The sequence below is a fragment of the Alkalimonas sp. NCh-2 genome, assembly GCF_039631345.1.
Lineage (GTDB): Bacteria > Pseudomonadota > Gammaproteobacteria > Enterobacterales > Alteromonadaceae > Alkalimonas > Alkalimonas mucilaginosa.
The window spans coordinates 82124-105218 of the sequence record NZ_JBDIUV010000008.1; the positions used below are offsets into that span (position 1 = coordinate 82124).

The window sequence follows — 23095 nt, forward strand, 5'->3', positions numbered from 1 at the left end:
CAGTTGTACAACATAAAAAACGCGCTGTCAGAGCGCGTTTTTTATGTTGTCACTAAAAGCGGAATCACTTAGTTGATTTGTGGAGCTTCGCCCGCTTCTGCCTGACGCTTTTGTACATACTGAGCAAACAGAGCATCAAAGTTTACCGGAGCCAGGTTTAGCTGCGGGAAAGTACCACGGTTCACCAGGTTAGAAACTGCCTCACGCGCATAGGGGAACAAAATGTTTGGGCAGAACGACGCCAGCATATGCGCCAGCTGATTTTCTGGTAATTGTGCGATACTGAAAATACCGGCTTGCTGCACTTCACACAGAAAAGCAGTTTCGTCACCGACAGTGGCGGTCACGGTCAATGACAGAGTCACCTGATAAACATCGTCTTCCAGTTTGTCACTGCGGGTATCTAAATCCAGCTTAACTTCTGGCTTCCACTCTTTGCGGAAGATGGCTGGCGCATTAGGAGCTTCAAACGAAATGTCTTTCACAAAAATACGCTGAATGGCAAATTGAAGTGCTTGTGGATCCTGTTGCTCTGATGCAACGCCGTTTGCTTGTTGTTCGGCCATGATAAGTCCTAAAAATATTGATTCATTTAATTAAATAGCGGGTCCAGTTTGCCGGCCGCATCCAGCGCAACCAGATCATCGCATCCACCAATGTGTTGATCATTGATAAAGATTTGCGGCACCGTGCTACGGCCACCGGCCTTTTCAATCATCTGCGGGCGCAGTTCAGGCTGAACATCAATACGGATCTCCTGAAATGCTACTCCTTTGCTGTTGAGAAGTGTCACTGCGCGAACACAATAAGGACAATACGCCTTGGTGTAAATAGTTACGTCTGCCATAGGGTTCCTCACTTTGCACGAACAACAGGTAAACTTGCGCCAAGCCAGCTGTTCATTCCGCCTTGTAACACTCTGACCTCACTACAACCTTGCTTCGCCAGAGCAGCGGCGGCTTTTTGTGCGGAAATACCAGCTTGACAGACTACAATAATGGGGTTGGCTTTAAGCTTTTCAAGCCCCTTGGCCTTGCCTTGAATAATGTCGTCTAATGGCAAGTGCTTAGCGGCGGTGATATGACCTTTGGTGTAATCTGCTTCCGGGCGAATATCGAGCACCGCTGCATTTTGTCGGTTCACCAGCATGGTCAGCTCAGTTGGACTCACCAGTTTGATGTTGGACAAGCGGGCTTTGATCATGCCAAAAATCAACATAAATGCCAACGCAGCCCAGATCAGACTTAATATAAGGTTATTGCCGATAAATTCTATCCACTGCTCCATGACGCTCTCTTGCACTCTTAGCAAATTGAAAGAGCAAGAGTATACCCGCTTTGCATCAATAAAACAGCCCCATCAGCCCAGCTTGAGGGCTGCAGCCTGCAGAAAAAACAGGTAAGATAAATGACAAAGAACGAGGCCTAACACGATGGAGAAATCAACAGCATGAGCCAGGCAAAAAAACCGTTAGTATTGATGATTCTGGATGGCTGGGGTTACCGTGAAGACAAGGATGCCAATGCCATAGCTCAAGCGGCTACACCAGTGATGGACCGCCTGTGGCAAGATTACCCGCATACCTTGATTTCAGGCTCTGGCATGGATGTTGGCTTACCCGATGGTCAAATGGGCAACTCCGAAGTTGGTCATGTCAATCTGGGTGCCGGTCGCATCGTCTATCAGGACTTTACCCGGGTAACCAAAGCCATTCAGGACGGCAGCTTTCAGCAGAACCAGGTGTTGCAACAGGCCATTGCCAAAGCGGTTGCCGCAAAGGGTGCCGTGCATGTGATGGGCTTATTGTCACCAGGCGGTGTGCACAGCCACGAAGACCACCTGCTCGCCATGCTGGAGATGGCAAGGGCGCAGGGAGCCAGCAAGGTTTATCTTCATGCTTTCTTAGATGGGCGTGACACTCCACCTCGCAGTGCTGAGGCTTCATTGCAGCGGATACAAGACTATTTCACACAGCAGCAATGCGGCCAAATCGCCTCCATAGTGGGCCGTTATTACGCCATGGATCGGGACAATCGTTGGGATCGGGTTGAAAAAGCCTATCGTTTGCTAACACAGGGGCAGGCTGATTACCGCAGTGGTGATGCCATCAGCGCTTTGCAGCAAGCCTACCAAAGAGATGAAAACGATGAGTTTGTAAAACCCACAGCTATCACCGATACACAAGGGGATCTTATCCGCATGTGTGATGGCGACAGCCTGATTTTTATGAACTTCCGGGCCGATCGAGCCCGTCAATTGAGCCAGGTGTTTGTGCAATCAGACTTTACCGGCTTTGACCGGGGACAGCGTCCGCAATTAAGCCAGTTTACAACCTTAACCGAGTACTCTGCCGAGCTGAAAGCACCTGCAGCCTTCCCGCCTGAGGGGCTGGACAATGTACTGGGCGAATGGTTGGCTAAACACCAGAAAACCCAGTTGCGGATTTCTGAAACGGAAAAGTACGCCCATGTCACCTTCTTCTTCAGCGGTGGTCGCGAAGAGCTTTTCTCTGGCGAAGAGCGTATTTTAATTCCCTCTCCGCAAGTAGCAACTTATGATCTGCAGCCTGAAATGAGCTCTGAGGAATTGACCGACCGCCTGGTCGAAGCTATTCACAGTGGGAAATTTGATGTCATCATCTGCAACTACCCGAATGGTGACATGGTTGGTCATACCGGCATCCTGTCAGCAGCCATTCAAGCTGTTGAAGCGGTAGATCACTGCATAGGCCGGGTGGTAGAGGCTCTGCAGCAGGTGGGGGGTGAATGCCTGATCACCGCCGATCATGGCAATGCCGAACAAATGACCGATCACCACTCCGGTCAGGCACATACCGCTCATACCAGCTGCCCGGTGCCACTGATTTATGTTGGCCGGCCGGCCAAGGCGGCCCAACATGGGATCTTAAGTGATATCGCACCAACCATGCTGCGTCTGATCGATATGGCTATTCCTGCCGAAATGACAGGCCACAGCCTGTTTGAGTTAAGCTGACAGATGCCGCCACGAGCATCCATGCTGTTTGGTCTGCTGTCTCTGCTGATAGCAGCGCCAGCAGCGAGTGATCCCCGCACCAGCTCGGAGCAAGAGCTGGCAGAAGTGCAGGCATCCATTCGTCAGACGGAACAGCAACTAAAACAACAGCAACAGGCCCTGCAACAAGCAGAGCAGCAGTTGCAGCAAGCCGATCGAACCCTGGCACAAGCCGGTCAGCAAGTACAGCAGCAGCAACAGGCGCTGGCTGAAACGCAGCAGCGGATGCAACAACTGGTTGCCGAGCAACAAGCATTGGAACAACAGTTTGGGCAACAGCAACAACAGTTGGCAACACAGTTACGCAGTGCCTACCAACTGGGCCAGCATGATTACAGTCAGATGCTGTTAAATCAACAGGATGCCAGGCAACTGGAGCGGGTACTCACCTACTATCAGTACTTTAACAGAGCCAGAATGCAACAACTGCACGCTATCCGGCAGACCGCCGAGCAACTGACGCAAGTACAACAAGAACTGCACTCACGTCAGCAGCAATTGGAACATCAGTTGCAGGCACTGCAACAACGTCAGCAGCAGTTGCAGCAAGCGCGTACCGAGCAACAAAGCACTATTCGTTCGTTGCAACATTTGCTGCAAGAACAAGGGCAACAACTAAGCTATTTACGCCAGAATGAGAGCAGCCTGCAAGCCACTATTGACGCCTTAAAAGCCAAAGCTCAGCAGGTGCAACTGGCTGGTTTGACTGCGCTCAAAGGCCAGTTGCAATGGCCGCTGCAAGGTCGTTTACTGCAACGTTTTAATGAGCTGCGCCAGGGCGGGCTTCGCTCACGAGGAGTGCTTATTGAGGGTACCGAAGGCAGTGCCGTCAGTGCCATCGCCAATGGCCAGGTGATCTATGCCGACTGGTTAAAAGGCTATGGCTGGGTGCTGGTACTCGACCACGGTGATGGCTTTATGAGCTTGTATGGCCACAACCAATCCTTACTCAAAGAGCCAGGGGAGCAAGTTATGGCAGGAGAGCAAATCGCCCAGGTCGGCCGCAGCGGTGGCCAGGCTACAGCCGGCGTCTATTTTGAGATCCGCGAAAAAGGTGAGGCCGTTAATCCACAAGCCTGGTTGCAAAGTCGCTAGCTTGGTATGGCCAGCCTGGATGGTGACCAATTTGCGCTTCCCCTGCCGGAAAAACGATTTATAATGGCACCACGAGCTAAAGGTGAAGTACCTGACAGTACTTTTACTACCAACAATAAAAACGAGCGCGAACTGTGCACGGATTACTAAAACTGCTCTTGCTGTGTCTGCTTGGCTGCTGCACCAGTGCGGCAGCCAAACCACAAATTGCCATTATCATTGACGATATTGGCTATCAGCGTAGTGATCTGGATATGGTACGCCTGCCCTATCCCCTGACCATTGCGATCCTGCCCTTTACACCTTACGGTCAGCAATCCGCTCAATTGGCTTACAGTCAGCGCAAGGATGTGATGCTGCATATGCCAATGCAAGCCAGCAATGGCAAAGCTCTGGGACCAGGTGGGCTTACCCGGGATATGACTCAGGCTGAATTTACCCACCAGCTTAGCCTGGCCTTGCAGGATATCCCCTACGCCATTGGTGTGAATAACCATATGGGCAGCCTGTTGACCGAGCTGGACCAACCGATGGCCTGGTTAATGCAATATTTGCATCAACGGCAGTTATTTTTTGTCGATAGCCTGACCACGGTGCAAAGCCGGGCACGCCACCAGGCCAGGCAACATGGCGTTACCAGCCTGAGCCGGCATGTGTTTTTGGATAACGACGTCAGCGAAGAGGCCTTGCAACAGCAGTTTGATCAACTTCTCCGCATTGCCAGACAACACAACAAAGCCATTGCCATTGGTCATCCCTACCCGGAAACGTACCATTTTTTACAACAACAATTGGCTAAACTACCGGAGCTTGGAATAGAGTTGGTACCGATTTCAGCATTCTTACCAAAAGAACACCGTGTCATTGCCGCGGGTTACACGGCACCTGCGGTAGCAGCCCTAGAGTAACAGTGCACCGCACATACCCAGCAACATCGGGGGCAAAACAGTCAGGCGACTATTTCGCATCATCACGCCTGTCGTTCATTTCAGCTCCTTGCCATTGCCAATCACAGTCCAATCAGGCTTTTTTTACAAACTCAGATTTTAACTTTATCGCCCCGATACCATCAATTTTACAATCAATGTTGTGATCTTCATTCACCAGGCGGATGTTCTTTACCCTGGTGCCCACTTTTACTACCAGGGAACTGCCCTTCACTTTCAGATCTTTTATCACTGTTACGCTGTCGCCATCCTGCAACAGATTGCCATGGGCATCTTTTACCACCAAAGCATCGTCTTGTTGGGCTTCATCACCCGCTTGCCATTCATGGCCGCACTCGGGGCAAAGTAACATCACCCCATCTTCATAGGTATAGGAGGAGCCACAGCTCGGACAGGCAGGTAAATCACTCATGGTTCAAAGCTCCATTGGTCTGGAATTTCGCAGCGCCAAACCATACAGCAAAGCGCTGTTGTTTACCACCAGTCCGTTGCATGCAGGCATTGTGGTGCGGCTATCAAACCCCAGGCTCGGGCAGCACAGCAGCCGTACTGTCCATAAAGGTGAGGAAGCGTTGCCAAATTTCATGGGTACGCCCCTGGGTCTGTTGCGTCATACAGGACAGTGCCATAGCTCCCCGAATGGTGCCATCACGCCACTGGGTATAAACCGCCTGACAATGCGTATTGGCATAACGCTCCCAATCCTGCTGGGCTGCTTTTATCGCCTTCACCAATTCGGCATCATCACTGTTGTGCTCAAGTGCGGTGTCCAGGTAATAAGCCAGCTGTTGGTTGGCTTTGTCCAACTCCATCGCTGCGCACTGATTGATTTCGAAAGTCGTGTAGGCCTTGTCGCAATCAATCCTATGCTCCTCACAGGCAAAAACCGCCAATGAGCACAAGCCAAACCACCATACCAAAAAGTTTTTCATCGCATCCTCTTAGTTTGATTTATCTACATCGATACAACTCTTTCCCCGCAAACGCTGCATACCTGCGTATGAACTGAGTCAAGACGACAGTAGTTCGTAAGTACGGCAAGGTAGTTGTTTGCTATTTTTCAATGCTTTCAATCTAACCCAAAAAACATACTTTATCCGCATAATTCTAATAACGACGAATTAAACCCCTTATCGACCTGCAACTTAGACATAAAAAAACCACCGTCCTGCGGTGGTTTCTTGAAACGGGACTGCTTAGCTCATGGCGGCTTGCAGTTTCTTCATAGCATTTTTTTCCAGCTGGCGTACCCGCTCGGCAGACACCTCATAACGTGCAGCCAGTTCCTGCAGTGTCATCTTGTTCTGCTCCAGCCAGCGTGCCCGGATAATATCCTGGCTGCGCTCGTCCAAAGTACGCAATGCTGCGTACAGTTGATCGTGCGCCATGTCATCGGACTGCCGCTCTTGCACCTGGCTGGCCAGATCTGAGCTTTTATCTTCCAAATAATAGGCCGGTGCAGTGTACGCCTGGTCGTCATCACCTTCTGGTGCATCAAAAGGCATGTCGTAGTTGCTCATGCGTGATTCCATTTCACGCACCTCATGCTCTGCGACACCCAGCGTCTCTGCAACATGGGCGACTTCATCCTGGCTAAACCACCCCAGGTGCTTCTTGGATTTACGCAGGTTAAAAAACAATTTACGCTGCGCCTTGGTGGTGGCAATTTTAACAATACGCCAGTTTTTCAGCACATACTCATGAATCTCTGCTTTAATCCAATGCACAGCGAAAGAGACCAGCCGCACACCTACAGCAGGATTGAAGCGCTTTACCGCTTTCATCAGGCCGATATTGCCTTCTTGCACCAAATCGCTTACCGGTAAACCATAACCTGAATAGCTGCGGGCAATATGCACCACAAAACGCAAATGCGACATGATCAGTTGCCGGGCTGCCGTTAAATCACCTTCATTATGCAGCCGTTCAGCCAAACCTTTTTCTTCTTCCGCACTGAGCATCGGAATGGAGCTTACCGTCTGCGTATAGGCTTCAAAGCTGCTGCTGGCGCCTAAGGTCAGGGTCATAAGTTCAGATGATTTCGTCATGATGTACTTCCATCCATCTCAAGTTGAAAAATATCTTAGCACTCTTTGACCGAGAGTGCTAATTTTAGTTTCTGCCTTTTTATAACTGATTTATCTAAAGAGTTTCTGGTCATGCTAATACGCAATATACGGCCTGATTAAATTGCATTACACTGAAGCTAACTTATTGACGGAGCAGAAAACATGTACAGCTATATTGCTCGTCAGCCAATTTTTGATCAGCGGCAACAACTGATTGGCTATGAATTGCTGTTTCGCGATGGTGAGCAAAACAGTTTTCCGTCTATCGATCCGGATGAAGCCACCAGCCGGTTGATCACCGAGCACCACTTCCTTGTCGGGCTGGAGCGTATTACCCAGCATAAACTCGCTTTTATTAATTTCACTGAAGACAGCCTGCTGTACCAGTTCCCGCACGCTTTGGATCCCGCCAACACCGTGATTGAAATCCTGGAGTCGGTCCCCTTTAGCAGTGAGCTGTTAACTGCCTGCCGCCAGTTGCATGAACAGGGTTATCAACTGGCACTGGACGACTATACCTTTAACCCACAGTGGCAACGTTTAATGCCTTATATTCATTTCCTGAAAGTGGATATCCGGCAAAACCCTTTGCCCACACTGGCAGCACAACTGGCACAGTTGGAAGACTTTCGCGGTAAGTTACTGGCTGAAAAAGTGGAAACAATGGAAGAGTTTCAACAATTGAAACAACTTGGTTTTGATTATTTTCAAGGGTATTTTTTTGCGCATCCACAGATGCTCCGACACAAAAAACTGGGTCACCATCAAATCCATCTGCTGGCACTCATTGCTGAAGCCGCAGAGCCAGAGCTTGATTTCGATAAATTAGTGCGCGTGATGGAGCGGGACTTGGGCCTGTCATACAAATTACTGCGCTTTATCAACAGCGCTTTCTACGCCCGCACCAAACCCATCCAGACGCTCAAACATGCCATGGTATTTATGGGAGCAATCGAGTTAAAAAAATTCATCGCCCTGGTAGCCTTATCCAACCTTGCTGAAAACCAGCAGCCTGAATTACTGAAGCTGTCCATTATCCGGGCCCGGTTTTGCGATCTGATTGCGCAAGCGAGCGGCCAAGCGCAACTGCAATCCAGCGCCTTTTTAACCGGTTTATTATCCCTGATCGATGCTTTATTGGAACAACCGCTGCCGCAGGTACTGACACAACTACCGGTGCAAGATGCGATCAAGCAGGCGCTATTGAATCAACAAGGTCCGTTAAGCCAACCTCTGCAACTGGTGCTGCACTATGAGCAGGCAAATTGGCAGAGCTGCCAGCAACAGCTGCAGCATCTAAGCTCCGAGCCCATGGATGTTCGGGCTATGTACCTGGATGCCATCGAATGGGCCGAGCAGCTGCAGTTGTAAACTCGGGTTTGGGCCAGTTAAGGCCCGGTAGGCTCAATGGCACGAATATGCCGGCTGACGGAAATATAGGAGCCTGCCAGGCCAAGGGCAACAGCCAATAGCAGCAAGCCAAGGAACTCGCTAAAAGTCATCGTCATCAGGCGGAAGTGACTTTCGTACAGCTCGGTAATTTGCCCTATGGCCCCCTCCAGCCACCACACCATCATCTCGACCACCAGAAATGCCAGCAAACCACCAAACAAACCAAACCAAACACCGGTGTATAAAAAAGGTCGCTGAATAAAAGCATCGGTCGCCCCCACCAGCTTCATTACTTCAATTTCTTCTTTTTTATTCATAATGGATAAGCGAATGGTATTGCCGATAATCAGTAACACCGCGGTTAATAACAACAAAGCAATGGCCAGCACCGCCTGGCGCAACAACAATAAAATAGCATCCAACCGCTCTAACCAGGCAATATCCAGTTTGCCAAAATCAACAATACGCTCTTGCTCAATCCTGCGCCGTAATTGTTCTGCCGCTTGCGGATGGGTATGGCGCGGCATTACCAGCAGCACATCAGGCAATGGATTGTTGTCCAGCAGTTGCAACGCCTGGCCGAAACCGGAAACTTGCTGAAACTCTTCCATAGCCTGCGCTTTGGAAATAAAGCGCACCTGCTCTACATCGGCATCAGCACTGAGCATGGTGATCAGGGTAGTAATTTGAGCATCACTGGCACCATCGTGTAAAAAAAAGCTAATTTCTGCCGCCTGGGTAAAGTTGCCACTGATGCTCTGCACATTTTTCACCAGCACATGCAAGGTAGTCGGTAAGGTTAGACTAACGCCCAGTACGGCAATCGTCATTAACGAAGCCAAGGGCGTGCGCCACAGCTCGCCTAAACTACCAATGCATTGACGCAGATGCTGTACCCAAAACATCACCCAACGCTGCACCAGGCTGATTTGCTTGCTGCTGGCACCAGCCGCCCGGCCAGAAAATAAAATACTCACAGTGGCTCCTCGTATTGCAATAAGCCATCGTTGATCATGCTCCCCTGTTTCAGAGTGAGGGTGCGATAACGCATGCGCGCGACCAAACCGTGATCGTGGGTTGCCACCAAAACTGATACCCCCACCTGGTTGAAGGCTTCAAATACCTGCATAATGTCTTTTGATAGTTCCGGATCCAGGTTCCCCGTGGGCTCGTCCGCCAATAGCAAAGGGGGCTTATTCACCACCGCCCGCGCAATACCGACCCGTTGCTGCTCACCACCCGACAAGGTTTCCGGCAAGCAACGGACCTTATCCAGCAAGCCAACTTTATCCAGCGCTGCATGCACCCGTTTCACCATTTCTTTACCGGTAAAGCCTTCAATCACCAACGGCAGCGCCACATTGTCGAATACGGTATGCTCCATCAGCAAACGGTGATTCTGAAAAATAATGCCGATATCGCGCCGGATATACGGCACCTGGGAGCGGCGAATGCGCTTTAAATCGACGTTGTTGATCAGCACCCGGCCACTGGTCGGGCGTTCAATCAGGCTGATAAGCTTCAATAAGGTGCTTTTACCAGCGCCAGAGTGGCCGGTTAAGAACGCCATTTCGCCTTTGGCCAGCTCGAAACTGATGCGGTCCAGCGCGATAAAACCACCGGGATAACTTTTACTAACCTGATCGAAAGTCAGCATAATCAGGAGTCCTTGTTAAACAAAGCCTGGATAAAGTCAGTACTGTTAAAGGTTCGCAAATCATCGATCCCTTCCCCAACCCCAATGTAACGGATCGGTACTTTAAACTGGTCGGCAATAGCAAAAATGACCCCGCCTTTGGCGGTACCATCCAGCTTGGTCAGGCTGATGCCCGTTAAAGGGACGGCCTGGTTAAAAATTCGTGCCTGACTTAATGCATTCTGACCGGTACCGGCATCCAGGGTCAACATGACTTCATGTGGCGCATCCGGTTGGATTTTTTGCACCACCCGGACTATTTTTTTCAGCTCTTCCATCAGGTGCGCTTTATTCTGCAACCGGCCGGCGGTATCAGCAATCAAGACATCTACCTTTCGGGCTTTGGCAGCCTGGTACGCATCAAAAATAACCGAGGCACTGTCGGCTCCGGTATGTTGCGCCACTACTGGGATCTGGTTACGCTCACCCCACACCTGGAGTTGCTCGACCGCTGCAGCCCGAAAGGTATCTCCTGCCGCCAGCATCACACTTTTGCCCTGCTGCTTAAACTGCTGTGCCATCTTACCAATGGTGGTAGTTTTACCAACGCCATTCACCCCGACCATCAGAATGACAAAGGGACCATCGCTGTGGATTGGCAGCAGTGGTTGTTCTACATCCTGCAGTAAAGCGGCCATATCCTGCTGCAGCTTTTGGTACAGTTGCCCGGCATCTTTTAGCGCTTTACGATCCGCATGCTGTGTCAGTTGTTTGATCAATTTCTGCGTGGTTTCTACCCCGACATCGGCCAGCAGCAACTGAGTTTCCAGCTCCTCGTATAATTCGTCATCAATTTTTTTGCCCAGAAATAAAGCGGCCAGGCCAGAACCAAGGTTTTGGCTGGTTTTGCTTAAGCCCTGCCGCAAACGGGCAAAAAAACCTGGTTTATTAGTCACTGCAGGCTCAGGTTGACTGACCGGCAATTGCTCTGACCTGGCACTGGCGACTGGCTCTGGCGCTGCAGAAGATTCAGGTTGGGTGCTATCAGCTAACTCTGGTGTAGCCTCAGCTTGAGGGCTGATTGGTTCTGGGCTATCGGTTGGCTCAGGGTTGTCTACTGGCTCAGGGCTGTCTACTGGCACAGTTGTGTCTACTGGCTCAGGGTTGTCAGCTGTTGTCGATTTCTTACCAAAGCCAAGCCAGGAGAAGAGTTTGGATTCTTTGCTCATAAGTCGGTGTCAGTGCACTTCAGATCGGGTAAAATTGGTGGTTATACTAGCATCTTCACCAACAGGCATAAACCATTAGATGAGACGATCAGCAGCAGGAAAAAAACCAGCCAGCCCGGGACAAATCCGAATCATCAGCGGCCGATGGCGGGGCCGGAAAATTCCGGTCGCCGATGCCGAAGGGCTCAGGCCCACCACTGACCGGGTGCGGGAAACACTCTTTAACTGGTTGATGCAGGAAGTTGCTGAACAACGGGTGCTGGACTGCTTTGCCGGCAGTGGAGCCCTGGCGCTGGAAGCTTTGTCCAGAGAGGCCAGCTTTGCTTTGCTGCTGGAAAAGGACAAACCACAAGCCCAGCAACTGAACAATCTGTGCCAAAGCCTTGCTGCCAGTGCAGAGGTACAACAAACCGATACGCTGCAATTTTTGCAACAAGGCTGCAGCCAGCCCTTCGATCTGGTGTTTATAGACCCACCATTTCGCCAAAACCTGGCCGAGCCCTGCTGTCAATTGCTGGAGCAACACGGCTGGCTTAGTGGCAATGCCTGGATCTATCTGGAAACCGAAAAAGAATTGCCCCTGCAGGCACTGCCAGTCAACTGGCAGCTGTACCGGGAAAAAATCGCCGGTCAGCTGGCATATCGACTGTTCCGCCGAGAGGCTTAACCTTTCTTTCTGGCCTTCGGCTTGCCTTTAGCTGCCGGCTTGCCTGGCCGGCCTTTGGCTGCGGGTTTGGCTGCAACGGCCTTACGCTTGGTTCCTGCCGGCTTTTTCGCACTTTTGACCACCACCTTGCCTGGCAACGACGGAGCCGCCTCTTTGGCTTTGCCCTTACTACGGCGCGGCGTACCTTCTTCTTCCAGTGCTAAGTCAATGGTACGGCTTTCCAGGTTCACAGCCATCACCTTGACCTTGACCAGATCGCCCAGCCGGTAGCCCTGACGCGAATGCTCCCCCATCAGGATCTGGCGCTCGGCATCAAAGTGGTAGTAATCGTTTTTCAACGAGGTCACATGCACCAGCCCTTCGATATAGAGTTCAGTCAGCCGGATAAAGAGGCCAAAACTGGTCACCGTGGAAACGACCCCATCGAACTCCATGCCCAGATGATCCTGCATGTACTCGCACTTCAACCAGTCCGATACTTCGCGGGTCGCGTCATCAGCCCGGCGTTCGGTCATCGAGCAGTGCTCACCGAGTTGCTCCACCTGCTCAGGGCTGTAGCGATGAGCCCCTTTGGTCTGCTGACCCTGCTGCTGCAAAATCGATTTGATGCTGCGATGCACCACCAAATCCGGATAACGCCGGATTGGGGAAGTGAAGTGGGCATAAGCCGGCAGCGCCAGGCCAAAGTGCCCCTCATTATCGCCCTGATAGACCGCTTGTTTCATCGAGCGCAGTAAGGTGGTTTCAATCAGCTCACGATCGGGTCGGTCGGCCAGCTTTGCCAACTCCTGCACCAGTTGCAGCGGCTCTGGCTCATCCGGTAAGGTGGTTTCAATGCCAAGCTCGGCCAGGAAACGGCGGAAGTTGGCGAAACGATCCGGATCCGGCTGCTCGTGCACCCGATATAACGCCGGGGTTTTATGCTTCTCAAGGAAGCGGGCCGCCGCCACATTGGCCATGATCATGCACTCTTCGATCAGCTTATGCGCATCGTTGCGGTGCACCGGTACAATCTGCTCAATTTTGCGATGGCTATTGAAAATAAATCGGGTTTCAACGGTTTCGAATTCAATGGCTCCACGCTGGGCACGGGTTTTGGCCAGCCGGCGGTACAGGCTGTACAAGGTTTCCAATGCTGTCAGATTGGCCTGGTATTGCTGACGCAACGCCAGATCGCCTTGCAAAATTGCATACACTTTGCTGTAGGTCAACCTTGCTTTAGAGTTCATGACCGCTTCGAAAAAGCGGTAATTCATTAATTTACCATTGGCGCCAATATCCATTTCGGCCACCAGGCAAAGCCGGTCGACATGAGGGTTTAGTGAACAAAGCCCATTCGACAGTGCTTCGGGCAACATCGGCACCACCTGATCCGGGAAGTACACCGAAGTACCACGCAGCAGCGCTTCCTGATCCAGCGGCGTATCCACCTGAACATAGCTGCTGACATCGGCAATGGCCACCCAAAGCCGCCAGCCACCATCATCTCGGGACTCGGCATAGACAGCATCGTCAAAATCACGTGCATCTTCACCATCAATGGTGACAAAAGGCATAGCGGTTAAATCGACCCGGCCGGCTTTATCGCTGCCGGCGACCTCTTCACCATACTTGCTGACTTGTTTGTTCACAGCTTCCGGAAACTGATGCGGGATCTGGTGATTCCGAATGGCCACTTCAATTTCCATACCAGGCGCCATATGCTCACCCAGTACTTCAATCACCCGTCCCACTGCATTCACCCGCTTAGTGGGCCGCTCGGTAATCTCCACCAGCACCACCTGACCATGCCGTGCTTCGCCCTGAGCACCCTCCGGTACTACAATATCCTGGCCGATGCGCGGGTCGTCCGGCACCACAACAGCCAGCGCATAGTCTCGGTAATAACGCCCTACCACAGCTTCAGTACGAGGCTCCAGCACCCGCACGATGCGAGCTTCGGTTTTTTGCCGGCCGCGACTGCTTTCGGTCAGGGTCGCTAATACCTGATCGCCGTGCAGCAAACGATGCATTTCATGATTGGGAATAAACCAGTCCGGACCGCCTTCATCCAGCTTCAGAAAGCCAAAGCCATCACGATGACCAATAACCCGGCCTTTCTTTAAGTCCATCCGATCAACCAGCCCATAGCGCCGGTTTTTGGTAAAGATTAACTGGCCGTCACGCTCCATAGCGCGCAGCCGCTTTTTCAAGGCAAAGATGTGATCGTCATCACTCAGCTGCAACTCGGCAACCAGCTCTTCAAAGTAGGCAGGTTGTTGCCGCTTTTCAATGTGCTCCAGAATAAATTCCCGGCTTGGGATCGGATTGTCGTACTTTTCCTGCTCACGGGCCAGGAAGGGATCTTTAATGGTCATGCATGACTCTTCTGTAACCTAACTAGCCTTTAGTGTAACACCTTCAGCGCATCCTTGTATGACATTCAGGACACAGGTCGACGCGCCCGCTGCACTACCCGATCCGGCATCCGTTGTTCGAACTGACGCAACAACTGACTGATTTTCTGGTGCATTGATGCATCGGCCGTGACCGAATGATGCAACCAGCGGTATACCTGCTCGTAATCTCGCGGACTGCCGGCATCGGCAAGCAGGATTTCGGCCAGCCGGATGGTGGCGGGCAAATTACCCAGAGCTGCGGCTTCTCGCAGATAGACAATGGCTTTTTCGGCATCAGGCTGCACAAAACGGCCAATATGATAATACCGGCCTACTTGCTCCAGCCCTTCAGGTAACCCTTGCGCAGCCGCGTCTTGCATCAACTGCCAGCCACGTTCAATATCGCGAGGTACACAGACGGCGTAAGCCAGCATATCGCCCCATAAAAACTGGTAAGCCGGTAATTTCATAATATCGGCCCGGGCTTCAATGTCTCGAACCAGTTGACACTCATCATCCTGCACCCGACGCAAATGACTGTTGGTGCGGATCAATGCCAACAATTCATCCTGGGTATACAGCTGTACCGCCTCCAACTGCCGGATGCGGTTTTCCTCGGCCTGAGCTGCACTTACCAGCATCAGTCCCAACACCACTGCCTGCCAAAAATACCGTATCATCTCTGTTCTCTTTTCCAGTGCTGCCAGGCATCTTCCTGGCATGGCTTGGTTTCGTCTTGACTGACAAAACTCCTGACAAAACTATAGCAAAAAAAAGGCCAACCCGGTGAGGTTGGCCTTTATCACTGTGCTTTTATCGCCTACTGCTCGTTCCACTGCCGCCAGAATGGCTGCGCCAGATTTTGCTTTGGAGCTGTCAGTCGAACTTGTTCAGCCGATTGCGGCAACAGAGGGGCAAAGTACTGCTGCGATGCACTGGAACAACTTTCGGTGCTCAAATAATACAGAGCCTCCTGCAGCAAGGCTTCAGTCTCTAGCCCCCAGTCACCCGGTATGGTTTCGCGCACCGGACAGTGTGGCATCAGGCCATCGAAATAGTCACCAAAGCCCAGCGCATTGACGGTTTGGAAATTCACTGCAAACATCACCTGCTGCCGACGGTCAAAGTATTCCGGCTGCTGGCCAACCGGCTTGCCACAGGTGGCTTCACCAATTTGCACCACTTCGATAAAAGGGGTCAACGAATTGATCACCAACTCGCTGGAGGAGCAGGAACCCGGCGTAGTAAGTACCAGCACCCGAGATAAATTCAAGAAGCTCTGGCCTCGCTGCCCCAGGCTAAACTGCCAGGTCCGGTTGTTTTGCGGGTTCTTGTCATTGTGGGAGAAAGTAACAAAGGTCTTGTTTTGTAATGTGGGCCAGGCGATGTGCGAGGCCAATTGACTGGCCACCCGAATCAAACCTCCACCGTTGTATCGCACATCCAGCACCAGTTCATCAATATTTTGTTGTTTAAAATAGCTAAATGCCTGCTCCAGTTCGGTTTCCGACAGCTCAATAAATGAATTAAACACCAGATAGCCAATACGTTTACCTTCCTTTTCCAACACTGAGCGATGCAACACCGTATTGGTAGTGACCTCACGCTTAATAAAATCGGCTTGCAGAGCAGTACCGTCCGGTTTAATCCAAGCAAAGTGGCGCATCACACCATCATCATTTGCACCAAACATATCATCGTTGGTTGCCCGGCCAGCCTCTATATCGGCGTACCACTGTGCCACCGTTTTGCCTTCAATTTCAGTAATGCGATCGCCACGTTGCAAACCATTCTCTGCAGCAGAGCCATCGCTGTAAACAAAACGGATCAACAAAGCACTCTCGTTATCAACGATCTGAAACGACATGCCATAGCCGAAAAACCTGGCATCGATAAAGCGCGCCTCATACTCTTCAGCCGATAAGACATAACTGAAGCGATCATGCGATGCACGGACGGCCCGCACCAATTGATCGGCGCTGTTAAACTGGTTCAGATTGACCCGCTCTGGCATCTCCCGATACCACAGATAATCTTGGAACATCAGGCAAAATGCTTCGGCGTTGGCAGAAGCCGTCGATGGGCAATGCTGACCAGAGAACTGCGCAGGGTTAACCAGGTTGGCACCCGATGAGCCGGATGAACCAGAGCCGCCGCATGCCGCCAATAAAAACGATGCAAAAACAAGAAGATAAAATTTCATTGAGGCAACCCATTCATTACTTGATAACACATCATATAAAAAAAGCTGCCCGAAGGCAGCTTTTTTCAAGGATGCGAACAAACAACCTCAGGATTCGATAAACGGATGCCGTAAAGTGATCGTTTCAGTTCTGTCCGGGCCGGTAGAAATAATATCAATTGGCACACCGGTCAGTTGTTCCAGCCGGGCAATGTAATTACGTGCCGCTTGCGGCAGAGCCTCCACCGACTGACAACCAAAGGTGCTGTCCTGCCAGCCTGGCATGGTCTCATAGACAGGTGTTACCTGCTCGTAGCCTTCAGCTGCCAGCGGCGGCACATCCAGCACTTCACCCGATGGCATCCGGTAACCGGTACAAATACTGACAGTTTCCAGCCCGTCCAGTACATCAAGTTTAGTCAGGCAAAAACCAGAAATGCTGTTTAATTGCACAGCACGGCGTACAGCGACGGCATCAAACCAACCAGTACGACGTTTACGGCCGGTAGTCGCACCAAACTCGTGGCCTTTCACCCCTAAATGCTCACCAGCAGCACAGCTTAACTCGGTCGGGAATGGACCAGCGCCTACCCGGGTAGTGTAAGCTTTAACAATACCCAGCACATAATCCAGGTAACGGGGACCAAAACCACAACCGGTAGCAACACCACCTGCAGTGGTGTTGGAGGAAGTGACATAGGGGTAAGTCCCGTGGTCAATATCCAGTAAGGTACCCTGAGCCCCCTCAAACATAATAGCTTTGCCATCCCGACGCGCTTTATCCAGCAAGTCGGTGACATCGGTTACCATGGCTTTTAAGGTATCCGCAATCGCCAGTGCATCATCCAGGGTTTGCTGGTAATCCACCGCGTCGGCCTGGTAGTACTGGGTCAGGGTGAAGTTATGCAACTCCATCACAGTTTTCAGCTTCTCAGCAAACAGCTCTGGGTTGAACAAATCACCAACACGTAAACCACGCCGTGCCACTTTATCTTCATAGGCCGGGCCAATGCCGCGACCCGTGGTACCAATGGCTTTGGCGCCCCGGGCTTTTTCACGGGCAATATCCAGTGCTACGTGAATAGGCAGGATCAACGGGCAAGCCTCACTAAGCACCAACCGCTCTTTCACCGGAATGCCGCGTTGCTCCAGCATCGCCATTTCTTTTAACAGCGCTTCGGGAGATACCACCACACCATTGCCAATAACGCAGGTGACATTGTCACGTAAGATACCGGATGGGATCAGGTGCAGGACTGTTTTCTCACCACCAATCACCAGGGTATGACCTGCATTATGCCCGCCCTGATAACGCACCACATACGAGGCTTTATCAGTTAACAAGTCAACGATTTTACCTTTACCTTCGTCACCCCATTGGGTGCCCAGCACAACGACGTTTTTGGCCATGGTTCCTACAACATGGAAAAAAAATAGGCGTGGATTCTACCAAAACTCTGAGCAAACTGCATCTGGATGGCTGAAAAAAAGTCAGCTGCTCGTCGAAAATAATGCCAGACAGCCCAAATCAAACTGATCCGCGCATTGGTACATGGCAAAGCCAAAACGTAGCCGGTTGCCCCGGTAATCCGTAAGAATATGATGTTGCTTTAAAAAATTGGAAACAGCAGCGGCATCATCGGCGGTTGGCAAAGCAAAGGTCAAAAAGTGACCATGCTGCTGCAAATTCCGTTGTAAAAGCTGTGTCTCATTCAGCACCGATGGCACCAAAGCTCTTAATTGCTGCAAAAAGACCTGTTGCAACTGTTGCACATACCGATGAATAACCGGCACCGTCAGTTGCTCTTGCTGCAATAACAATAAGACAGCACGCAACCGGTATAAGGCGCTGTAGTCCATAGTAGCGCCGGCAAAGCGAAAGCCATTGGTGCTGTAAGGTACCTGTTCCGGACGTTGCTGTGCCAGTGCGCCAAACTCGGCAAACCAGCCGGTGTAGACAGGCCGGTATTGATTCCCTTTTGGGCACAGCATAAAGCAACAGCCTTCACCGGCCTGGGCGTACTTATAACTGCCGGCCAGATAAAAGATGCGTGATTCAATCGCTGATACATCCAGCGGCAGCGCCATAAAAGCGTGGTAACCATCGATGGCGATCATGGCCTGCGATACCGCTGCCAGTTGCTGGACAAAATCGGTCAGATCGGCAATAGCCACGCCTGAGTTAAAAAACACCTGGCTGCAGAAAATCAGCTCAAACTCATTGCTGTTTGCTGCTGCAATAAAGCGCTGTTCAAAATCGGCAAAGGGTTCGGTCGGGATCACCGTCAACTCAACCAGGCCGTCCTCCTGCATCCGGCTTACCTGCCGTTGGAAGCTGTAAAATTCACTGTCGGTGGTTAACACCCGGATCGGCTTACGCCAGTCAAAACAGCTGAGCAAGCGCATCACCAGTTCATGGGTATTGGGTGCAAACACCAATTGCTCCGGTTGCTGGCTGCCAAGCTGTGCCGCCAGCAAACGCTGCGTTTGTGGTAGCACCTCAGCAAAAATAGTTTGCCATTTTTCATCCGAGCAACGCGCACTTAAGTCCCAGTAATCCAGCATCGCCTGACGGGTTACATCCGGCCAGAAATGATGCGAGTGGCTGGCAAAATGCTGCTTACCCTGATGCCCTTGTAAAAAGTGTTGGTACAGATGCTGATACATAAAAGCTCACCCAGTAAAAAGGCCCCGCAGGGCCTTTTTCATTTATGGTTTCTGATTGGTTTTCATGTGTTTAAAGAAGTCATTGTCTGGTTGAATCACCAACACATCATCTTTATTACGGAAACTCCGCCGGTACGCTTCTAAGCTACGGATAAAGGAGAAGAACTCGGCATCTTTGCTGTAGGTTTCTGCGTAGATGTTGGCAGCCTGGGCATCTCCTTCACCTCGGACGGTACGGGAGTTACGCTCTGCATCGGCCAACATAACGGTCACCCGGGCGTCGACATCAGCACGAATTTTCTCCGCATCTTCCATACCACGGGAACGATGCTCCCGCGCTACGGCCTGACGTTCGGCACGCATCCGGGCGAATATTGAAATACTGATTTCATCCGGCAGGTTGATTTGTTTCACCCGAACATCAATGACCTCAATCCCCAACTCATTGGCTGCGATGCCAGCCTGCTCCAATGCACTTTCCATCAACTCGGTCCGCTCTCCGGAAACAATTTCCGGAATGGTACGGGTACCGAACTCGGTCCGTAAGCCGTTGTTGATGTACTGCTTTAACAGCACTTCAGCCTGTTGGGTATTACCGCCGGTACTCAAAAAATACTGACCGAAATCACGAATACGCCATTTCACATAGCTGTTCACCAACAAGTCTTTCTTCTCTGCGGTGACAAAGCGGTCTGCCGGATCATCCAACGTCTGCACCCTGGCATCCAGTTTGCGGACCGTCTCGATCATTGGAATTTTAAAATGCAGGCCAGGCGCAAACACCTGCACTTCGCCTGCTGCATCCCGCTGAATTTTACCGAATTGAATCACAATGGCCCGCTCGCCTTCCGGCACCACAAAAAGTGCCGAAGACAGGATCAGGCCGGCAACCACCAGGATTGCAACAATTAAATTTTTCATGCCTTAACGTCTCCCATCACGAGTAGTGGTACCGCGAATGCCATCCTGCCGCGGCGCAGTATTTTGCGACTCCTGCAGTGACCGCTGTGGCGTTACCGGAAGTGCACTGGAAGAACCAGAGCCAGCACTACCACCTTTAAGCATCTGATCCAATGGCAAATACATGATGTTGTTGCCGCTGGTCACATCGATCAGCACTTTGGAGGTATTGCTATACACTTCTTCCATCGCTTCCAGGTACAGACGCTCGCGGGTTACCCGCGGTGCAGCAATGTATTCTGGCAACAGTTGTTGGAAACGGGCAACTTCACCCTGAGCGCGTAGAATAACCTGTTGGCGGTAAGCTTCCGCCTCTTGCATCACACGGTTGACCTGACCACGGGCACGTGGCTCGATTTCACGGGCATAAGCATCCGCTTCCCGCACAAAACGCTCCTGATCTTCCTGCGCCGCTATGGCATCGTCAAAGGCATCACGCACTTCTTCCGGCGGACGGGCATCACGGAAGTTGACATCGACCAGCGTTAACCCCATCTGGTATGGGCTGATAATGGTTTCCAGCTCCTGGCGGGTATTTTGCCGCACGACTTCACGGCCACGGGTTAGCACATCATCCATCAGGGAGTGACCAATCACAAAACGCAGTGCCGCGTCAGTCGCTTCTTGCAGACTGTTGTCGGCATTCACAACCGAAAACAGGTAAGCACGCGCATTGTACACCCGGTACTGAATTTCAAAGGTCACCCGCACCAGGTTCTGATCCTGGGTTAGCATAAAGCCATCGGTACGGAAAGAACGCACACTGGCGATATCGACCGGTCGTACCTGGTCAATAAAGGTGGGCTTCCAGTGAATGCCAGCTCCAACTTCAGTATGGTATTGACCAAAACGCAGGATCACACCGCGCTCTGATTCTTTGATGGTGTAAAAGCCACTAAAGGCCCAAACCAAAGCAGCAACAATGGCAACCAGCAATAACACCGTGGAAACGGAGCCACCACCTGAGGTGCCCCGGTTGCCGCCACCGGCTCCACCGAAAATACCACCAAATTTTTTGCCAAAGTTACGAAATACTTCATCTAAATCGGGCGGGCCCTGATCACGACCACCTTGCTTCCAAGGATCGTTATCTTTGCCATTCTTGCCCGGCTCATTCCAAGCCATGGTCTACTCCACTGATAGTACGATTTGGGTTAATGTATCAAAAAAGCGGTTCACTGACGATATAGTTTTCCAGCAAGCCTGCACTTTGCTGCAATAAGCGCCCCCAATCGGCCGCTGACACACGAATGTGTAACTCAGTGTTGCCTTGTTCAGTAAAATGTTCTTGTTCTACCGCCTGCAACTGATGCAAGCGAGCTCGCCAGAGCCCCGCATCGGTTGGCAAGAGCAAGGTAAGCCGTAAATAATGCTGGGCCAAGCGTTGCCGAATGGCGTCCAGCAACAAAGGCAGACCATCTCCACTTTTGGCCGACAGGTAGACAGACTGAGGCAACCCTTGCTCGTCATAATCAATACGTGGCGCCAGCGCACACTGATCAATCTTATTCCACACCAACAATTGCGGCACATCAGCAGCATCGATATCAGCCAGCACTTTTTGTACCTGTGCAAGCTTGGAGGGATGATCTGCATCGGCATAATCCACCACCAGCAACACCAGATCGGCATCACGGGTTTCTTGCAAAGTGGATTTAAAAGCAGCCACTAGATCGTGCGGCAACTCACGGATAAAACCAACGGTATCGGCCAGTACCACGGCACCAAAGTTAGCCAGTTCCAGCCGGCGTAAGGTGGGGTCCAGGGTAGCAAACAATTGGTCGGCTGCATGCACATTGGCTTGGGTCAGCCCGTTAAACAACGAGGATTTGCCTGCATTGGTATAACCTACCAGCGCCAAAACCGGCACCGCTGCTCGTTGTCTGGCTTGCCTTCCCTGCTCGCGCTGTCGCGTTAGTTTGTCAATACGCTGGCGCAGCGCCGTCATCCGTTGTCGCAATAAGCGCCGGTCGGTTTCCAGCCGGGTTTCACCCGGACCACGCAAACCAATACCGCCTTTTTGCCGCTCGGCATTGTCCCAGCCTCGCACCAGCCGTGAAGACAGGTGACGCAATTGCGCTAGCTCGACCTGCAACTTCCCTTCGTAACTGCGGGCTCGCTGCGAAAAAATATCCAGGATTAGAGTTGTACGGTCAATAACCCGGCACTGGCAACAACGCTCCAGATTACGCGTTTGCGCAGGACTCAAATCGTGATTAAAAATAAGTACCGTCAGCTCAAGCGCTTCTACCTGCTGTGCCAGAGACTCCGCAATACCAGAGCCAACATAATAGCGGCTATCCGGTTTTTGCCGCCGGCAGCGCATAGTATCAACCACTTCAACCTGAGCAGAATGAGCAAGCAATACCAATTCCTGCAAAGTCTCCTGCGGCCATTGCGCAGAAAACTCTACCTGAACCAGAATTGCCCGTTCATGATCCACTGCAGATACATCTGAAGTGTTTAACCGTGCTGAGGCCGGGGAATTAATCGTCGGCTTCGTCAGATTCATTTCCACTGTTGGTGTGAGCTATCATGGTGTTCACCGCCCGTGAAGGCACCACAGTAGAGATGGCATGTTTATACACCATTTGGCTGACGGTATTTTTCAGCAGAATGACGAATTGATCAAAGGATTCAACCTGTCCCTGCAATTTAATACCGTTTACCAGATAAATAGAAACCGGGATCCGCTCCCGCCGTAATGTATTCAGGAAAGGATCCTGTAATGATTGGCCTTTTGCCATGTGCCGCATTCCTTATTGTTATAAGTCCGCTTGATCTATGGATTCATTCAAATTTTTCAAGATGTACAACTGACTATATTTTTGCGTCCCGGA

The 23095-nt window shown here is 51.3% G+C and carries 23 protein-coding genes; 5 read left to right on the plus strand and 18 right to left on the minus strand.

Annotated features, from left to right (window positions below):
* Positions 1-68: 68 nt before the first annotated feature.
* The 3 genes from secB to ABC502_RS17490 are packed head-to-tail and all read right to left on the minus strand — an operon-like array spanning position 69 to position 1287.
* Positions 69-566, minus strand: a complete 498-nt coding sequence (secB, locus tag ABC502_RS17480) for a protein-export chaperone SecB (RefSeq protein WP_330087352.1) — start codon at positions 564-566, stop codon at positions 69-71.
* 26 nt (positions 567-592) lie between these two features.
* On the minus strand, positions 593-847 hold the full coding sequence (gene grxC, locus ABC502_RS17485; protein ID WP_330087351.1) for a glutaredoxin 3: 255 nt from the start codon (positions 845-847) through the stop codon (positions 593-595).
* An 8-nt stretch (positions 848-855) separates the two neighbouring features.
* Positions 856-1287, minus strand: a complete 432-nt coding sequence (locus tag ABC502_RS17490; RefSeq protein WP_330087350.1) for a rhodanese-like domain-containing protein — start codon at positions 1285-1287, stop codon at positions 856-858.
* 162 nt (positions 1288-1449) lie between these two features.
* Between ABC502_RS17490 and gpmM the strand changes: the two genes are divergently transcribed.
* The 3 genes from gpmM (at position 1450) to ABC502_RS17505 (ending at position 5036) form a co-directional block, all read left to right on the plus strand.
* Positions 1450-2994 carry a 2,3-bisphosphoglycerate-independent phosphoglycerate mutase gene (gpmM, locus tag ABC502_RS17495; RefSeq protein ID WP_345916804.1) on the plus strand — a complete coding sequence of 515 codons (1545 nt, stop codon included), beginning with the start codon at positions 1450-1452 and terminating at the stop codon, positions 2992-2994.
* A 3-nt stretch (positions 2995-2997) separates the two neighbouring features.
* The gene (locus ABC502_RS17500) at positions 2998-4128 is read left to right on the plus strand and encodes a peptidoglycan DD-metalloendopeptidase family protein (protein ID WP_345916805.1); all 1131 of its coding nucleotides are present in this window, start codon (positions 2998-3000) and stop codon (positions 4126-4128) included.
* A gap of 134 nt (positions 4129-4262) precedes the next feature.
* Positions 4263-5036 carry a divergent polysaccharide deacetylase family protein gene (locus tag ABC502_RS17505; protein WP_345916806.1) on the plus strand — a complete coding sequence of 258 codons (774 nt, stop codon included), beginning with the start codon at positions 4263-4265 and terminating at the stop codon, positions 5034-5036.
* Between the two features lie 112 nt (positions 5037-5148).
* Here ABC502_RS17505 and ABC502_RS17510 read toward each other — a convergent pair whose 3' ends face one another.
* The 3 genes from ABC502_RS17510 to rpoH all read right to left on the minus strand — a co-directional run bounded on the left by ABC502_RS17510 (position 5149) and on the right by rpoH (position 7123).
* Positions 5149-5487 (minus strand): zinc ribbon domain-containing protein YjdM, encoded by a 339-nt coding sequence (locus ABC502_RS17510; protein ID WP_345916807.1) that lies wholly within the window; start codon positions 5485-5487, stop codon positions 5149-5151.
* Between the two features lie 103 nt (positions 5488-5590).
* The gene (locus ABC502_RS17515; RefSeq protein WP_330087344.1) at positions 5591-6007 is read right to left on the minus strand and encodes a lysozyme inhibitor LprI family protein; all 417 of its coding nucleotides are present in this window, start codon (positions 6005-6007) and stop codon (positions 5591-5593) included.
* Positions 6008-6271: 264 nt separating this feature from the next.
* Entirely contained in the window at positions 6272-7123 is an 852-nt protein-coding gene (gene rpoH / locus ABC502_RS17520) for an RNA polymerase sigma factor RpoH (RefSeq protein WP_345916808.1), read from the minus strand.
* Between the two features lie 183 nt (positions 7124-7306).
* On the opposite strand from rpoH, the gene ABC502_RS17525 reads away from it, so the two are divergent.
* Entirely contained in the window at positions 7307-8515 is a 1209-nt protein-coding gene (locus tag ABC502_RS17525) for an HDOD domain-containing protein (RefSeq protein WP_345916809.1), read from the plus strand.
* 17 nt (positions 8516-8532) lie between these two features.
* Here ABC502_RS17525 and ftsX read toward each other — a convergent pair whose 3' ends face one another.
* The 3 genes from ftsX to ftsY are packed head-to-tail and all read right to left on the minus strand — an operon-like array spanning position 8533 to position 11401.
* On the minus strand, positions 8533-9513 hold the full coding sequence (ftsX, locus tag ABC502_RS17530) for a permease-like cell division protein FtsX (RefSeq protein ID WP_345916810.1): 981 nt from the start codon (positions 9511-9513) through the stop codon (positions 8533-8535).
* The gene (gene ftsE / locus ABC502_RS17535) at positions 9510-10193 is read right to left on the minus strand and encodes a cell division ATP-binding protein FtsE (RefSeq protein ID WP_330087340.1); all 684 of its coding nucleotides are present in this window, start codon (positions 10191-10193) and stop codon (positions 9510-9512) included. The genes ftsX and ftsE overlap by 4 nt, the downstream gene beginning before the upstream one ends.
* Positions 10194-10195: 2 nt before the next feature.
* On the minus strand, positions 10196-11401 hold the full coding sequence (ftsY, locus tag ABC502_RS17540) for a signal recognition particle-docking protein FtsY (protein WP_345916811.1): 1206 nt from the start codon (positions 11399-11401) through the stop codon (positions 10196-10198).
* A gap of 79 nt (positions 11402-11480) precedes the next feature.
* Here ftsY and rsmD point away from each other — a divergent pair, with 79 nt between their 5' ends.
* Positions 11481-12068, plus strand: a complete 588-nt coding sequence (rsmD, locus tag ABC502_RS17545) for a 16S rRNA (guanine(966)-N(2))-methyltransferase RsmD (RefSeq protein WP_345916812.1) — start codon at positions 11481-11483, stop codon at positions 12066-12068.
* Here the strand turns inward: rsmD and rnr are convergent.
* From rnr to hfq, 9 genes are all read right to left on the minus strand, one after another.
* Positions 12065-14425 carry a ribonuclease R gene (gene rnr, locus ABC502_RS17550; protein WP_345916813.1) on the minus strand — a complete coding sequence of 787 codons (2361 nt, stop codon included), beginning with the start codon at positions 14423-14425 and terminating at the stop codon, positions 12065-12067. The two genes, rsmD and rnr, sit on opposite strands and share 4 nt — an antisense overlap.
* 65 nt (positions 14426-14490) lie before the next feature.
* Positions 14491-15087, minus strand: a complete 597-nt coding sequence (locus tag ABC502_RS17555; protein ID WP_330087563.1) for a flagellar protein MotX — start codon at positions 15085-15087, stop codon at positions 14491-14493.
* A 179-nt stretch (positions 15088-15266) separates the two neighbouring features.
* On the minus strand, positions 15267-16649 hold the full coding sequence (locus ABC502_RS17560) for a S41 family peptidase (protein WP_345916814.1): 1383 nt from the start codon (positions 16647-16649) through the stop codon (positions 15267-15269).
* Between the two features lie 87 nt (positions 16650-16736).
* The gene (locus tag ABC502_RS17565) at positions 16737-18038 is read right to left on the minus strand and encodes an adenylosuccinate synthase (RefSeq protein ID WP_330087335.1); all 1302 of its coding nucleotides are present in this window, start codon (positions 18036-18038) and stop codon (positions 16737-16739) included.
* Positions 18039-18119: 81 nt separating this feature from the next.
* Positions 18120-19295: an aminotransferase class V-fold PLP-dependent enzyme gene (locus tag ABC502_RS17570; protein ID WP_330087334.1), complete on the minus strand. Its 1176-nt coding sequence runs from the start codon at positions 19293-19295 to the stop codon at positions 18120-18122.
* A gap of 42 nt (positions 19296-19337) precedes the next feature.
* Positions 19338-20216, minus strand: a complete 879-nt coding sequence (gene hflC, locus ABC502_RS17575) for a protease modulator HflC (RefSeq protein WP_330087333.1) — start codon at positions 20214-20216, stop codon at positions 19338-19340.
* A 3-nt stretch (positions 20217-20219) separates the two neighbouring features.
* The gene (gene hflK, locus ABC502_RS17580) at positions 20220-21380 is read right to left on the minus strand and encodes an FtsH protease activity modulator HflK (protein WP_330087332.1); all 1161 of its coding nucleotides are present in this window, start codon (positions 21378-21380) and stop codon (positions 20220-20222) included.
* A 37-nt stretch (positions 21381-21417) separates the two neighbouring features.
* Positions 21418-22767: a ribosome rescue GTPase HflX gene (gene hflX / locus ABC502_RS17585; protein WP_345916815.1), complete on the minus strand. Its 1350-nt coding sequence runs from the start codon at positions 22765-22767 to the stop codon at positions 21418-21420.
* On the minus strand, positions 22742-23002 hold the full coding sequence (gene hfq, locus ABC502_RS17590; RefSeq protein WP_330087330.1) for an RNA chaperone Hfq: 261 nt from the start codon (positions 23000-23002) through the stop codon (positions 22742-22744). The genes hflX and hfq overlap by 26 nt, the downstream gene beginning before the upstream one ends.
* Between the last annotated feature and the right edge of the window lie 93 nt (positions 23003-23095).